This is a genomic window from Plantactinospora sp. GCM10030261 (genome assembly GCF_042666615.1).
Taxonomy (GTDB): Bacteria; Actinomycetota; Actinomycetes; order Mycobacteriales; family Micromonosporaceae; genus KBS50.
Genome location: NZ_JBHTDD010000030.1, coordinates 1 through 13591 on the forward strand (window position 1 = coordinate 1; position 13591 = coordinate 13591).

Annotated in this window: 11 protein-coding genes and 1 pseudogene; 5 read left to right on the plus strand and 7 right to left on the minus strand. The window is 72.0% G+C overall.

Going from position 1 to position 13591, the window contains the following annotated elements; translation table 11 throughout:
• Window positions 1–177: 177 nt before the first annotated feature.
• Window positions 178–330, plus strand: a pseudogene (locus tag ACFQUZ_RS26855) (MOSC N-terminal beta barrel domain-containing protein); the annotation flags it as partial.
• A 99-nt stretch (window positions 331–429) separates the two neighbouring features.
• Here the strand turns inward: ACFQUZ_RS26855 and ACFQUZ_RS26860 are convergent.
• The 3 genes from ACFQUZ_RS26860 to ACFQUZ_RS26870 all read right to left on the minus strand — a co-directional run bounded on the left by ACFQUZ_RS26860 (window position 430) and on the right by ACFQUZ_RS26870 (window position 5057).
• Window positions 430–849, minus strand: a complete 420-nt coding sequence (locus ACFQUZ_RS26860) for a roadblock/LC7 domain-containing protein (protein WP_377447061.1) — start codon at window positions 847–849, stop codon at window positions 430–432.
• Entirely contained in the window at window positions 849–3530 is a 2682-nt protein-coding gene (locus ACFQUZ_RS26865) for a nitrate- and nitrite sensing domain-containing protein (RefSeq protein WP_377447064.1), read from the minus strand. Before ACFQUZ_RS26865 ends, ACFQUZ_RS26860 begins: the two co-directional genes overlap by 1 nt.
• Before the next feature lie 129 nt (window positions 3531–3659).
• Window positions 3660–5057 carry an FGGY family carbohydrate kinase gene (locus ACFQUZ_RS26870; RefSeq protein ID WP_377447067.1) on the minus strand — a complete coding sequence of 466 codons (1398 nt, stop codon included), beginning with the start codon at window positions 5055–5057 and terminating at the stop codon, window positions 3660–3662.
• A 258-nt stretch (window positions 5058–5315) separates the two neighbouring features.
• Between ACFQUZ_RS26870 and ACFQUZ_RS26875 the strand changes: the two genes are divergently transcribed.
• On the plus strand, window positions 5316–7283 hold the full coding sequence (locus ACFQUZ_RS26875; RefSeq protein WP_377447070.1) for an anthranilate synthase family protein: 1968 nt from the start codon (window positions 5316–5318) through the stop codon (window positions 7281–7283).
• A gap of 221 nt (window positions 7284–7504) precedes the next feature.
• Here the strand turns inward: ACFQUZ_RS26875 and wrbA are convergent, their stop codons facing one another.
• Window positions 7505–8122: an NAD(P)H:quinone oxidoreductase gene (gene wrbA, locus ACFQUZ_RS26880; RefSeq protein WP_377447073.1), complete on the minus strand. Its 618-nt coding sequence runs from the start codon at window positions 8120–8122 to the stop codon at window positions 7505–7507.
• Between the two features lie 140 nt (window positions 8123–8262).
• Here wrbA and ACFQUZ_RS26885 point away from each other — a divergent pair, with 140 nt between their 5' ends.
• Window positions 8263–9045: an SDR family NAD(P)-dependent oxidoreductase gene (locus ACFQUZ_RS26885; protein ID WP_377447076.1), complete on the plus strand. Its 783-nt coding sequence runs from the start codon at window positions 8263–8265 to the stop codon at window positions 9043–9045.
• Between the two features lie 89 nt (window positions 9046–9134).
• Window positions 9135–9971, plus strand: a complete 837-nt coding sequence (locus ACFQUZ_RS26890) for an NPCBM/NEW2 domain-containing protein (RefSeq protein WP_377447080.1) — start codon at window positions 9135–9137, stop codon at window positions 9969–9971.
• A 21-nt stretch (window positions 9972–9992) separates the two neighbouring features.
• Here ACFQUZ_RS26890 and ACFQUZ_RS26895 read toward each other — a convergent pair whose 3' ends face one another.
• Entirely contained in the window at window positions 9993–10334 is a 342-nt protein-coding gene (locus ACFQUZ_RS26895; protein ID WP_377447083.1) for an MmcQ/YjbR family DNA-binding protein, read from the minus strand.
• A 359-nt stretch (window positions 10335–10693) separates the two neighbouring features.
• Between ACFQUZ_RS26895 and pip the strand changes: the two genes are divergently transcribed.
• Window positions 10694–11647 carry a prolyl aminopeptidase gene (gene pip, locus ACFQUZ_RS26900; RefSeq protein ID WP_377447086.1) on the plus strand — a complete coding sequence of 318 codons (954 nt, stop codon included), beginning with the start codon at window positions 10694–10696 and terminating at the stop codon, window positions 11645–11647.
• Here the strand turns inward: pip and ACFQUZ_RS26905 are convergent.
• Entirely contained in the window at window positions 11535–12839 is a 1305-nt protein-coding gene (locus ACFQUZ_RS26905) for an MFS transporter (protein ID WP_377447218.1), read from the minus strand. The genes pip and ACFQUZ_RS26905 overlap by 113 nt on opposite strands.
• Before the next feature lie 5 nt (window positions 12840–12844).
• The gene (locus tag ACFQUZ_RS26910; RefSeq protein WP_377447089.1) at window positions 12845–13366 is read right to left on the minus strand and encodes a GNAT family N-acetyltransferase; all 522 of its coding nucleotides are present in this window, start codon (window positions 13364–13366) and stop codon (window positions 12845–12847) included.
• Window positions 13367–13591 lie beyond the last annotated feature (225 nt).

Consider the following 13591-nt stretch of genomic DNA (forward strand, 5'->3'; position numbering starts at 1 on the left):
CCGCCTCGTCCAGCCGTGCCCACGCCTCCCGCATGACACCGACGTTCGCACGCGTGTACGACACAACCACGCTCAGTGAAGGCCGACATCGCGGCATGCGTGATACGTCCGAATCGGGCGACGATTCGCGCCACCGAGCAGCCGGCGACTCCGCATCCGTGGCCTAAAGTGATCTTGATGAGAGTGATCGAGATACGGCGGTTCCCGATCAAGTCGATGCTCGGTGAACGGCTGGACTCGATCGAGGTGGAGTCACGTGGGTTCGTCAGGGACCGGGGCTGGGCGGTCCGCGACGAGGAGGGCAAGCTCGGCAGCGGGAAGAACACGCGGGGCGACGGTGAAGCGGCCGGGGGGGTCGCCCGCGGCAACGCCGCATACCTGGCCACCGGCTGATGCCCGGGCCGACCAGGGCCGACGCCGGGAGCGGCCTCACCCGTTGAGGGCCTGCTGCAACTCCGCCCGCAGCGCGGGCGTGAGCATCTCCCCGGCCTGCTTGGCCAGCCGGGCCATCTCGTAGCCCACCACCCCGACATCGGCGTCGGACGCGGCCAGGGTGGCCAGGATCGAGCCGTCCCGGACCTGCATCACCATGAAGTAGCCGCGACCCATCTCGACGACGGTCTGCTTGACCACGTCGCCGTCGAACATCTGGGCCGCCCCGGCGGTGATGCTCATCAGCCCGGAGGTGACCGCGGCGAGCTTGTCCGCGTGATCCCTCGGCAGGTGTCCGGAGACGGCGACCAGGAGTCCGTCCGAGGAGACCACGATGGCGTGGGCCACCCCCGGTACCCGCTCGGCGAACGCGTTGACCAGCCAGTTCAGGTCACGCGCCGCTTTACTGAGGGTCATCACGTGCCGTCCTCTCCGTCCGGGCGCTGCACCGCGCCACCCACCTCGATGGTCTCTTCCTCCTCGGCCCGGCGGAGTCCGCCGTAGAGCCGGGACAACATGCCGCCGACCGCGTCAGGGTCCGGCTCCGGCGGCCGCTTCGGTTTGGTCGCCTCGTCCGCACTGGGCAGGTGGGCCATCGGCACCCGGACCGGCAGGCCCCGGTCGTTCATGGCCGGCGCCGTGCTCGCCGCCGCACCGACCCGACCGGCCGGCGGGCCAGGAGCCGTCCCGTTCGCCGTACCCCCGTTTGTGGGGCTTCCGTTCGTCGGCGGCCCGGACGACCGGGTGAACCAGCCGCCGCCGGCTGCCGGCTTCGACGGTGTCGCGGCGAAGGTGGTGGGTGTCGCGGCACCGGCGATCACCGGGGCCGCGGGATCGGGAACGGCGGGCACCACCGCTGGTGGCACGGCCGGAGCGGGCACCGCCGGAACGGGCACCGCCGGGCCGCCGGAGCCCGCCGGCAGGGCCGCGACGGCCCGACCAGCCACCGGACCGCCGGGCCCGTTGGAGCCGGCCAGCGCGGTCGCCGGTACGGCCGACACCGGGCGGCCGTCCCCGGTCAGGGCGACGATCATCCGCCGGGTGGGTGGGGCGGGGGCGTCGTCGCCGGGCGGTTCGGCGAGCACGGCGGCCGGCAGCCGTACCGTGGCCACCACCCCGCTGTCGATGGTGCGCAGCCGGACCTGGACGCCCTGCCGTGCGGCCAGGTGGCTGACCACGAACAGGCCCATCCGTTGCGAGGCGGCGACGTCGGCCATCGGCGGCGTCGCCAGCATCTCGTTCGCCTCGTCCAGCGCGGCCTCGGTCATGCCGAGACCGTCGTCCACGATCTCCACGGCCGCCTCACCGGACCCGTCGACCCGACCGACGATCTGCACCGTGGTGTCCGGCGGGGAGAACGCGGTGGCGTTCTCCAGCAGTTCGGCGAACAGGTGCACCAGGTCGGCCACCACGTGCCCGACCACATACACCCGGCCGTCGACGCGGTGCCGAATCCGCTGGTACTGCTCCACCTCGGCAACCGCGGCCAGCATGACGGCCTGCAATGCCACCGGTTGTGACCAGCGACGGGTCGATTCGGTGCCGGCGAGCACCAGCAGGCTGTCATCGTTGCGGCGCATCCGGGCGGCGAGGTGGTCCAGCTTGAACAGGTTGTCGAGCTGGTCCGGGTCGCTCTCCTCGCGTTCCAACTCGTCAAGCAGTTCCAACTGCCGCTCGACAAGCACCTGGCTGCGCCGGGCGAGGTTGACGAACATGGCGTTGACGTTGCGCCGCAGCTGGGCCTGTTCGACCGCGAGGTGCACCGCGTTGCGGTGTACGGCGACGAACGCCTCCGCCACCTCGCCTATCTCGTCCAGGGACCGGATCACCGCCGGCGACACGTCGACGTCCGCGCGGCCGGTGCCGGGCTGGCGTAGTCGCTCCAACGCGTCCGGCAGCTCGATCTGCGCCACCTGGATCGCCTGCCGGCGCAGATTGTGCAGCGAGCTGGCCAGCGAGCGGCCGACCAGCACCGAGGTCAGCACCGCGACCAGCAGCACGGCCAGCACGACGCCGGCGACCAGCAGGGTCCGGCGGAGCTGGCCGGCGCTGGCCTGGTCCGCCTGCCGGATCGCGTCGTCGAGGACGCTGGCCTGCACCTCCCGCAGCAGGTCGAGCCGCTGCCCGCTGGCCGTCCACCACTGCTCCGGATCGAGTACGACCGGATCACGGCCGCTGCCGGAGATGGTGCTCTCCTCCAGCGTGGTCGCCGCCGCCATCTCGGGTCGTGCCGACGCCCGCTCGTACCGTTGCACCTGCTCGCGGGTGGCGGCGACGCGGAACTCGGCAAGCGCGGCGAACTGCTGGGAGCGCAGGTCGGCGAGCCGCACCAGGTCGTCGGGCCCGTACCGGCCGGCTCGGGCGGCGGTGTAGAGCTGGGCCCGGACCTGCGAGGTGATGTCCTGGATCCGGGCGAGCTGCCCGTACCGCAACACAGCGTCGGTAAGCGCGGGCTGGTCGACCCCCGGCGACGGCTCGGTCAGCAGGCTCAGCAACGCCTCGATGGCGCGCCCGTAGCTGCCCAGCACCGTGTTGGGGTTCAGGACGCCGGCCGGCACCGCGGCCCGCGCGTCGGTGAGCTGGGCGAGCGCGTCCTCGGCGCGGGCGTAGCTGATCCGCCACGAGGCGTCCGAGCTGGCCAACGGCTGCGCCGCCGCCCGTAGCCGGGCCACCGCGGCGTCCGATTCGGCATAGTACGACCGCAACGCCGACCGGGCCTGGTCCGGCGTGGTACGGGAACGGGGTTCCCGGTCCGGTCCGGACGCCGACCGGTCGTCCGGGACCGCCATCCCGGCCAGTTCCCCGGCGGTGCGGTCGCGTTCCCGCTGCACCGCGTCGAGGACCCCGGTGATCTGCGGACCCACGCCGACCTGCCGGGCGAACTGGTCGAGCGCGCTCGCCTCACCGAACAGCGCGCCGGTCTGCACTCCCGCCAGGACGAGGAAGGCCACCGACGGGATGATCAGGACGGCGATCAGTTTGCTGCGGATCCGCCAGTCCCGGACCCGCCATACCGAGCGCCGCCGGTGCGGGACCACCCGGCCGTCCAGGCGACGCCGGTGATTGGGCCGGTCACGCCTCGCCCAGTCCGCGCTCACCACGCCCTCCCCACATCCCCCCACCGGCCGACCGAGAGTGGCGTCCATCCAACCAGGCGCGGCACCACGCAGGACGACGCGATCCCACCCGCGCCGGGCAGGGGGCGGCGCGGTGCAGGAAGGATACTGTCACCGTCCGGAATCCGCAGCGACCCCCGACGTGCCGTCATCCGTCCGGCCGACCGGTTCGATCCCTGTCGCGCCGGCGAACCGACCGATCGCCACCAGCGCCGCACCGGTCGCGCCGATCTCCGGGTTGGCGACGTAGCTGACCTCGCGCGGCGCCAGCGCGTGCTGGAACGAGCGGCGCCACCACGGTGACGCCGTGACCGCGCCGCCACCGAGGATCACCGACACCTGGCGGTCGACAGTCGACTCGATTTCGGCGAGGCCGACGGCGACCTGCCGGCACAGGGCGCTCATCAGGCCGGCGAAGATGTCCACCGCCGTGGTGTTGAAACCCAGCCCGATCAGCTGGCCGGAGCCGGCCGGAGCGAGGCCCGGTGGCCGGTCGCCGGCGAGTCGGGGATCGGCCCGCACCCCACCGCCGGGCGGGATGCCCGTCAGCGCCTTCTCCAGGTCATCGTCCTGCGGCAGGCGCAGCTCACGGTCGGCCCACGCGTACAGGTTGCCACCGCCGGAGAAGGCGGTGCCGGTCACCACGTGCTCGTGGTCGACCCGGTAGCGCCACAGCGAACTAGGCAGCGGCGGCAGCGGCTCACCGGCCGGGGCCGGCTGGATCAGGCGTACGGCGGCGGAGGTGCCCACGGTGACGGCGGCGTGTCCGGTGTCGACGGCCCGGGAGCCCACGTTCGAGGCGGCGCCGTCGCCCAGCGGCGGTACCCAGTCCGCCGCACGCAGCGCCGGCCAGCGGCGGGCGTGGTCGGCACGCAGCCGGCCCCGCCAGCCCTTGGGCGCCAACCGGGGCAGCTCCCCTTCGTGGACCCGGGCCAGACCGCAGGCCTCCTCGTCCCACTCCAAGGTGCGCAGGTCGAGCAGGCCGGTGGCGGATGCCTGGGAGACCGACATCGGCGCCTCGTCGAGCAGCGCGCCGAAGACGTACTCGACAAGGCCGGCGAAACGCAGGTCCCGGTGGTCCACCCGTTCCCGCAGCCAGGGGAGCCTGACGTTCCAGTAGAACCGGTGCCACCAGGTGCCGGTGCGGTGGTGGAAGGCCACCTGGTCGGTGGGGGCCGGGGCGCCCGGCGGAGGGCTGGGCCGGGAGTCCAGCCAGGTGAGCACCGGGCCGAGCGGTTCCCCGGCCTGGTCCAGCGGCACCACCGAGTGCCACTGCGCCGCCGTGGCCACCAGGCCGACGCCGTCCAGCCGGCCCGCCTCGGCCAGTTCGTCCAGGCACTCGCACAGCGCCGCCAGGTACGCCGCCCCGTCGAGGGTGGCGGCCCCGTCGGCGCCGAGTTCGATGGTCACCATTCGCCGGGCCAGCGCCCCGGGCAGCGGCACCGCGTCGGTGTCGAGGACCAGGCCGCGCACCGAGGAGGTGCCCAGGTCGAGAGCGAGAATGTTCATCGCGGCACACCGTACCCGGCGATCCGGCGGGGCATGCCGACGCCGACGCGCCGGTGTCCGCGGAACGGGAACGGCACCCGGATGGGGACGGGACCGCGTACGCTGTCGCGCATGTCCACGCGCCCGTTCTGCTGGTGGCCCGCCCGAGCGGCGGCCCTGACGCGCGGGTAACACCACCCACGGCCGCCCGATCCGGCGGCCGTGCACGCTTCCCCGCTCGACCGCCGTCCCGGCCGGTCCCGAACCGAGGAAGCGATCATGATTTCCCTGCACGACCTGCTCGCGGCCGTCGCCGCCGGTAATGATCCCGGCCCGTTCGCGCTGCTGCACCGCGCCGCCGGGGCGGACCTGGAACTGTTCACCGGTTCGGTCGGCACCGCCGAGCGGCTCGCCGACCTGCCGCTGCCGGCGCCCCCGGCCGGCCCGGCGACGCTGGCCCTGGTGCCGTACCGGCAGCTCGTCGAGCGCGGCTTCGCGCACGTGGACGACGGCACGCCGCTGGAGTTCCTCAGCATCACCGGGCACCGGCGGATTCCGCTGGCCGAGGCCGTGGCCGCGCTGCCGACGGCGACGACGCACGCCCGGGACGGTGGCTTCGACATCCCCGACGACGCCTACGCCAGCATCGTGCGCGAGGTGCTCGACGAGGAGATCGGCCGGGGCGAGGGGGCGAATTTCGTCATCCACCGCATATACCAGGCCCGGGTCACCGGATCGCCGCTGGTCGCCGCGCTGGACGCGGTGCGCCGGCTGCTGCTCGCCGAACGCGGCGCCTACTGGACCTTCCTGGTCCACACGGGCACCCGGATCCTGGTCGGGGCCAGCCCCGAGCGGCACGTCAGCGTCGAGGACGGGCTGGTGATGATGAACCCGATCAGCGGCACGTACCGGCACCGCGGGGCGCCGGTCGACCCGGCGGCGCTGCTGCGTTTCCTCGCCGATCCGAAGGAGATCGACGAGCTGGACATGGTGCTGGACGAGGAGCTGAAGATGATGGCCTGCGTCGCCGACCAGGGCGGGCAGGTCATCGGACCGTACCTCAAGGAGATGTCGCAGCTCGCGCACACCGAGTACCTGCTGGCCGGACACGGATCGCTGGACGTCCGCGAGGTGTTGCGGGAGACGATGTTCGCCCCGACGGTGACCGGTAGCCCGATCGAGAACGCCTGCCGGGTGATCGCCCGCCGGGAGCGGCGCGGACGCCGCTACTACGCGGGCGTGCTCGCCCTGCTCGGACACGATCCGGCCGGCCGGCAGACGCTTGACGCGCCTATCCTGATCCGGGCCGCGGAGATCACCCCGGACGGTGTCCTGCGGGTGCCGGTCGGCGCCACCCTGGTCCGCCACTCCACCCCCGAGGGCGAGGTGGCCGAGACACACGCCAAGGCCGCCGGGATCCTCGCCGCGCTCGGCCTCTCCTCGGACCAGGTCGCGCCACCCGCCGTACCCGCCGGGTCCGCGACACGGATGACGGACCTGCCCGGGGTACGGGCGGCGCTGGCCGCCCGGACCGACCGGCTGGCCCGGTTCTGGCTGGAGCAGCGGCGGCCCGGTGCCCTGGTGGTGCCGTCGCTGGTCGGTCGCCGGGTGCTCATCGTGGACGCCGAGGACACCTTCACCGGCATGCTCGCGCATCAGCTCCGGTCGCTCGGCCTCACCGTTGACCGGTGCGCCTGGTCGGCCGTGCCCGCGCGGATCAACGCCGACCTGGTGCTGGTCGGCCCCGGCCCGGGCGACCCGACATCCGCCGACGACCCGAAGATGCGGGCACTGCGCGAACTGGTCGGCGCGCTGCTGGCCGACCGGCGGCCGTTGCTCGGGGTGTGCCTGGGACACCAGATCCTGTGCCGGGTTCTCGGCCTGCGGCTGCACCGCCGCGACGCGCCGTACCAGGGCCTGCAACGCGAGATCGAGCTGTTCGGGGTCCGCCGCCGGGTCGGCTTCTACTCGACGTACACGGCGCTCGCCGACGCCGCGGAGGTGACCGGCCCGTTCGGCCCGGTGCGGATCTGCCGGGACGCCGAGGACGGCACCGTGCACGCCGTCCGCGGGACCGGTCTGGCCGGGGTGCAGTTCCACCCGGAGTCGGTGCTCAGCGCCGACGGGTTGGCGGTGTTGACCGACCTACTCGGCGAGCTGCTACCGCTCTCCCCCGCACCCGCACCCTCCCCGACGCCCTCCCCGAGCGTCGATCTTGCACTTGGGGCTAGCGATTTGCGCCGATAGGCGCCGTTCATCACCGCCCAGAACGCAAGATCGCGGATGTTCGGCCGAAGCCAGGTTCGTGGCGCGAATGTGGCGGCCGGGTGATTACCGGACAGCCAGCGGGGTAGCGGAGGGTAGGCCGGTGGTCCGGGCGGGTTGAGAGCCCTCGCCCGGACCACCGGTCCACGTCGTGTCGCGCGGCCGGCCCGATCAGCAGCCGGCCCGGCCGCGCCGCCAGCCAGTCAGCCGGCCCGGCCGCGGCGGAGGGTGTCGGCGAGCTGGACCGCCCGCTGCGCGGTCAGCGCGGTCGCTCCGAGAGCGGTGGCGTCCGGCGGCACCTGGCCGTTGTTGCTGGTGTGCGAGGCGCCGTATGGGTTCCCGGCGGCGAACTGGCTCTGATCGGTGTAGCCGGGGGTGACCACGACCCCGCCCCAGTGGTAGACGACGTGGAACAGCGACAGCAGGGTCGACTCCTGGCCGCCGTGCGCGGTGGCGGTGGAGCAGAACGCGGCATACACCTTGTCGGCCAGCAACCCCTTGGACCACAGTGGTCCCGACGTGTCGATGAACTGCTTGAGCTGGGCCGCCATCACGCCGTACCGGGTCGGGGTACCGAAGATCACCGCGTCGGCCCAGGTCAGGTCGTCGAGTTCGACCTCCATCACGTCCTGCGTCTCCAGCCGGTGCGCGGCCCAACCGGAGTTGGACCGGATCGCCTCCTCAGGGGCAAGCTCACGCACCTTGCGCAGCCGCACCTCGGCCCCGGCCTTCTCGGCCGCCTGCGCCGCCTCGACCGCCATCTGGTACGTGATGCCGGTGGCGCTGTAGTAGATCACCGCGACCTTGGTCCGGTCAGCCATTGCATTCGTTCCTTCCGTCCGGTCCTGTGCCAACCCGAACGGCTACCCGTTGCTTGACGCAGCAAACATCTGCCCACCGTACCCCCGGCAGTCCGGCTGGCCAGGTCGCACCGCACGCCGACCCGATCTAAGATCATCCTGTGCAGCGGAGCTACGTGGTGACCGGCGGCGGACGCGGGGTCGGCAGGGCCATCGTCCGCCGGCTGCTGGACGACGGGCACACGGTGGTGGCCGTCGAGTTCGACCCGGCCGCGCTGGACTGGGTCGACGGGCATCCGGCCGCCGCCCGGCTGGTGCCGGTCGTCGGTGACGCGGGCGACGAGGAAGTCACCGGACGGGCCGCCGACGAGGCAGCGGACCGGGGCCGGCTGACCGGCTGGGTGAACAACGCCGCCGTGTTCCGCGACGCCTTCGTGCACACCACCCCGGTCACCGAGATCGCCGACCTGATCGGGCGCAACCTGAACCCGGTGCTCGCCGGTAGCGCCACCGCGGTCCGCCGCTTCCTCGCCGCCGGCACCCCCGGCGCCATCGTCAACGTCTCGTCCCACCAGGCCCAGCGGGCGGTGCCCGGCTGCCTGCCGTACGTCACGGCGAAGGCCGCCATCGAGGGACTGACCCGGGCGCTGGCCGTCGAGTACGGCGCCCGTGGCATCCGGGTCAACACGGTCGCGCTCGGCTCGATCGCCACCGAGCGCTACACCGCGTTCCTGTCCGAACTGGACTCGACCGACGCCGCGCACGTCGAGGCGGAGATGGCGGCGATCCATCCACTGGGCCGGGTGGGCCGCCCGGACGAGGTGGCGGCCGTGGTCACCCACCTGCTGTCCGACGAGGCCAGTTATCTCACCGGCGCGACCATCCCGGTCGACGGCGGCCGGTCGGTGCTGGCCCGCGATCCCGAGGCCCGCGACCCCGCCTGAGATCCGGCGGGCATTGGCGGCAGCGCCCAGCCGCCGTATCGAGTTGCCATTAACGAGCGACGTGGTGGACCTTCGGTACCATGCCAGTCGTGTCCGAATCGGCCGCTGACAATAAACCGGGCAGCTCTCCGACCCCACGATTCGAGTACGTCCTGTCGCTTGTCGCCATCGCCGCGAATCTCGCGGGCGTCCTGCAACTCTTCGCGCAGAAATGGCTCGGCGGTCTGTTCGCCGGCATCATCGCCATCATTCTCGGCGGCGCCGGGATCCTGGGGCCGCGGCGGCGGGCGCGGCGGCAGTGGGTGACCGTCATCGCGGTGCTGGTCGTGGCACTCGGCGGGATCGCCACGGGAATGTCGGCAAGCCGGCTGTGGCCGTCACTCTTCGGCGCTGACGACCCCAGGACGCCGGCCGCCGCCGGGCACGCCACCCGGTCGCCGACACCACCGGCGGTTGTCCCCTCGGGCTCTCCCTCCGCCGGCCCCCCGCAGTCCTCACCGAGCGCCGCCGATCGGCCCTCCTTCGTGGACCTGCAACTCGCCGGCCCCGATGACGAACGGAGCTTCGAAGCGGGCAGCCGCAAGGTCAATGCCGAAACCTACGAGGACGCGTACGCGGCGAAGCTGCTCTGTTATGTCGTCGGCAGTGCGGCTCAAGACGAATATCAGGTGGATCGGCAGTACCAGCGTTTCACCGCGAAGGTGGGACTCGCTGACGCCGGCTCCGCCTCCGGGATCCAGGTGAGGTTCTCGGTGTCCGTCGACGGAAAAGTCGTCAGGTCCGTCGTGGCCACGGTGGGCGAGATCAAGACCATTGACGTACCGGTCACCGGGGCCCTGAGAATGTCACTGCGCGCCGAGATACCGGATGTCTCGGAATGCGGCGGCGAAGCACTCGCCACCTGGGTGGAACCGCGGCTCACCTGAATTCCCGGTCGCCACCCTCGCTCAACTCCCCAGCCGTTGCCGGGCGAGAAATTTCGGCACCACCATCCGCCACGCCTCGGTCACCAGCTCCTCCAGGTAGTCCCGGTCGAGCCGCGCCAGGTGGCAGCACACCCAGTTGTACCGCAGGTCCGACGCCTCGGGCAGGAAGAACAGGTCCGGCTCCCCCGCGATCAGCGCGTCCCGCTGCTCCTTCGGATAGGCCAAGCCCATCGTCGTCTCGTCCCGCGAGAACGCGACGTACACGATCTGGCCGACGCGGAACTTCACCCGATCCCGGATCAGGTGCTCGCTGCTGCGCGGCAGGGTGCGCGCCAGGGCACGGACATCGTCGACGGTGGCCACACCAGGACGGTACGCACCGGCCATGACAACTTTCCATTGAGAGCTATGACGTGACGCAGACTCCGCCGACACCGGTGCGCGCAGTTGCGTCAGATACCGCCCGAGCTGCCGATACGGCACCGTCGACCCCCGCTCTATCCCCCGCGATCTTGGATTTTGGGTTGGCGATACGAGGCTTTCACGCCTAATGCCCTAGCCAAAAGTTCAAGATCGCGAGGATCAGATCACCCCGGTCCAGCGGTTTTCGAGGTACCTGCACAAAGGTGGTGGCGTGTTACAAAACGGCGACCACCCGATCGACTTACCAGCGGGAGACCTAAACAACAGTGCTGTTATAAATGCCGTGGAGGTGGTTGCCGATGACGGAGATGTATCCGCCGATTGAGCCGTACGACAGTGGCCTGCTCGACGTGGGCGACGGCAATCTCGTGCACTGGGAGACCTGTGGCAACCCCGCGGGCAAGCCGGCGCTCGTGGTGCACGGCGGGCCGGGTTCGGGCTGCCACCGGGACGCCGGGCGGGTCTTCGACCCGGACCGGTACCGGATCGTCCTGTTCGACCAGCGTGGCTGCGGGCGAAGCGCTCCACACGCGAGCGATCCCGCCACCGACATGCGGCACAACACCACCGCGCACCTCATCGCCGACATGGAACGGCTGCGCCAGCGGCTGGGGATCGACCGATGGCTGCTCTACGGCGGATCCTGGGGCTCGACGCTCATCATGGCCTACGCCGAGCAGCATCCCGAACGGGTAACCGAGATCGTCATCAACGCCGTGACGACCACCCGACGGTCCGAGACCGACTGGCTCTACCGGGGCGTCGGCCGGTTCTTCCCACAACAGTGGGAACGGTTCGCCGACCGGTCCGGCGCCGGACCCGACGGCGACATCCTGGCCGCGTACGACCGGCTGCTGGAACATCCGGAACCGGCGGTACGGGAGCGGGCCGCCAACGACTGGTGCGCCTGGGAGGACACGGTGCTGTCCGGGGAGACGAAAGGCGCCACGAACCCGTACGGCGACCGCCCGTCGGCCGCCCGGCTGGCCTTCGTACGCATCTGCGCGCACTACTTCTCCCGCGGCGCGTTCCTCGACGAGGGTGTCCTGCTGCGGGAAGCTGAACGGTTGGCCGGCATTCCGGGTGTCCTGATTCACGGTCGCCTCGACCTCGGCAGTCCCCTCGACACGGCGTGGCAGCTCAGCCGGGCGTGGCCCGACGCCGAGCTGGTCGTGGTGGAGGACGCCGGCCATCTGGGAAACGTGACGACCCGTCGCCACGTGGTCGAGGCACTCGACCGCTTCGCCGGGTAGCGACGACAGCGGCGTCGGACCGCCGGTGCCGCAGTTCGGCCGGCAGCACCGCCAGCGCGATGAGCGCGCCGAGCAGACCCGTCGCGGCGAAGCCCCACGCCGGCGCGGAGGCGTCGATCACCGCTCCGGCAAGCGGGGCACCGAGCGCCAGCCCCACCGTCATCGCCGAGCCGTGCAGGCCCATCGCCTCACCCCGTACGCTCGCGGGCGCCAGCCGGCTCACCGCGTCGGCGGTGGCGGCGATGGTCGGCGCGGTGAGCGCCCCGGACGGCAGCAGCACCAGGGCCAGCAGCCACCACTGACCGCTGGCCAGGCCGACCGGGACGGTCACCAGTCCCAGCATCACGGCAAGGCCCAGCGACGGGACCGGCCGGGACAGCGCACCATAGGTGAAGCCGCCGACCAGGGAGTACGCGGCCCACAGTGCCAGCACCATGCCCGTCCAGTCGACCTGACCGGCGTCCCGCAGCACCGCCACCACCGCCACGTCGGTGCCGGCGATCACCAGGGTGCCGGCCGCGCCACCGGCGAGCAACCCGATCAGTCGGGGGGTCAACCACTGCCGGCGGGGCAGCGGCCGCACCGTCGTCGTCTCCTCGTTCCGGCCCCGGGTCGGCGGGTCGAGCGCCAGCAGCGCGAGCCCGGCCAGCACGATGCCGCCGCCGACGGCGTACATGGCCAGGGTGGGTGAAGCGCCGGTGGCCAGCGCCACCGCCGCCGCCGGCCCGACCATGAAGCTGAGTTCGACCGACATCGAGTCCAGCGCGTACGCCGGACGACGCTGGGTCGGCGGGACCAGCGCGGCGATCGACTGCCGGATCACGGAGAACACCGGAAGGGTGAGCAGCCCACCGACGAACGCGGCGCCGAGCAGCACCGGGTAGGGCAGGACCGGCGCCGTCCCCCAGAACACCGCCTCGACCACCGTGGTCAGCAACAGCATCGGCCGCAGTCCACGCCGATCGACCAGCCGGCCCAGCAGCGGCGCGCCGAACGCCGCCCCGACCGTCATGGCGGCACCCACCAGTCCGGCGGCGAAATAACCCCGACCCAGATCGAGTACGTGCAGCGTCATCACCACCGCGGTCGCCGCCACCGGCACCCGGGCCAGGATCGCGACCAGCAGCAGGGGTCGTAGCCCCGGCAGCGCGAGCGCCTCGCGGTATGGTTCCAGAGCGGTCCGCCTCCCGATCCGGCTCACCGGACCAGGGTGATCCAGTAGCGCCGCACCGGGCCGCGCTCGGTGTCGCGGATGCCCTCCAGGACGCCGCCGTTGCGTTCGATGGTGCGTGCCGAGGCGACGTTGTCCGCGAGGCAGGGAATGAGCACCCGGTCCCACCCCAGGCCGTCCCGGGCCTCCTTCAACATCTCGCCGAGCGCCCAACCGGCCAGGCCACGGCGACGCGCGGACGGGCGGATGCCATAACCGATCTGCCCGATGTCGTCGTCGAGTATGTGCCGTAGGGCGATCCCGCCGAGAACCTGACCGTTGTCGACGATCCATCGGGGTGAACCGTGTTTCTCCGCCGGGCAGGGCGATCCGATCGGATGGACCAGCCGGGTCCGGTCGTGCACCCAGGCGGCGAAGCCGTCCGGCGAGTCCACATCGTCGTCGGCCGCCAGGCCGAAGCCGTCCTCGTGCTCGCCGGGCCCCCAGTCGTCCCGGCATTCGAGGAAGGCGGCGTGCAGCCGGGTGGTCGGCAGGATCAGTTCGGGCATGCGGCCGACGCTATTACCGGTCCCGACTGCGAGCCAGCCCGTCCACAACAAGGTCAACAAGCTTCAGCGGCACGCCACGCCGCGCTGTCGGCCACGTCTTAGCCGACGTACGGCGCAGCCCTCCGTCCCGCTCCAGAACCGCCTCAGGGTCCTCATCGGAACCTGCCAGCACGAGGAGGATGCCGACAGGACGCCGATCCAGATCCACCGTGCTGTGACGTTTGC

What these genes read in the sequence shown, in the direction of transcription:
- ACFQUZ_RS26870 (WP_377447067.1), bottom strand. Translation starts at nt 5,057, where the DNA reads ATGAACATTCTCGCTCTCGACCTGGGCACCTCCTCGGTGCGCGGCCTG.
- pip (WP_377447086.1), top strand. Translation starts at nt 10,694, where the DNA reads ATGACGGAGATGTATCCGCCGATTGAGCCGTACGACAGTGGCCTGCTC.
- wrbA (WP_377447073.1), bottom strand. Translation starts at nt 8,122, where the DNA reads ATGGCTGACCGGACCAAGGTCGCGGTGATCTACTACAGCGCCACCGGC.
- ACFQUZ_RS26875 (WP_377447070.1), top strand. Translation starts at nt 5,316, where the DNA reads ATGATTTCCCTGCACGACCTGCTCGCGGCCGTCGCCGCCGGTAATGAT.
- ACFQUZ_RS26860 (WP_377447061.1), bottom strand. Translation starts at nt 849, where the DNA reads ATGACCCTCAGTAAAGCGGCGCGTGACCTGAACTGGCTGGTCAACGCG.
- ACFQUZ_RS26910 (WP_377447089.1), bottom strand. Translation starts at nt 13,366, where the DNA reads ATGCCCGAACTGATCCTGCCGACCACCCGGCTGCACGCCGCCTTCCTC.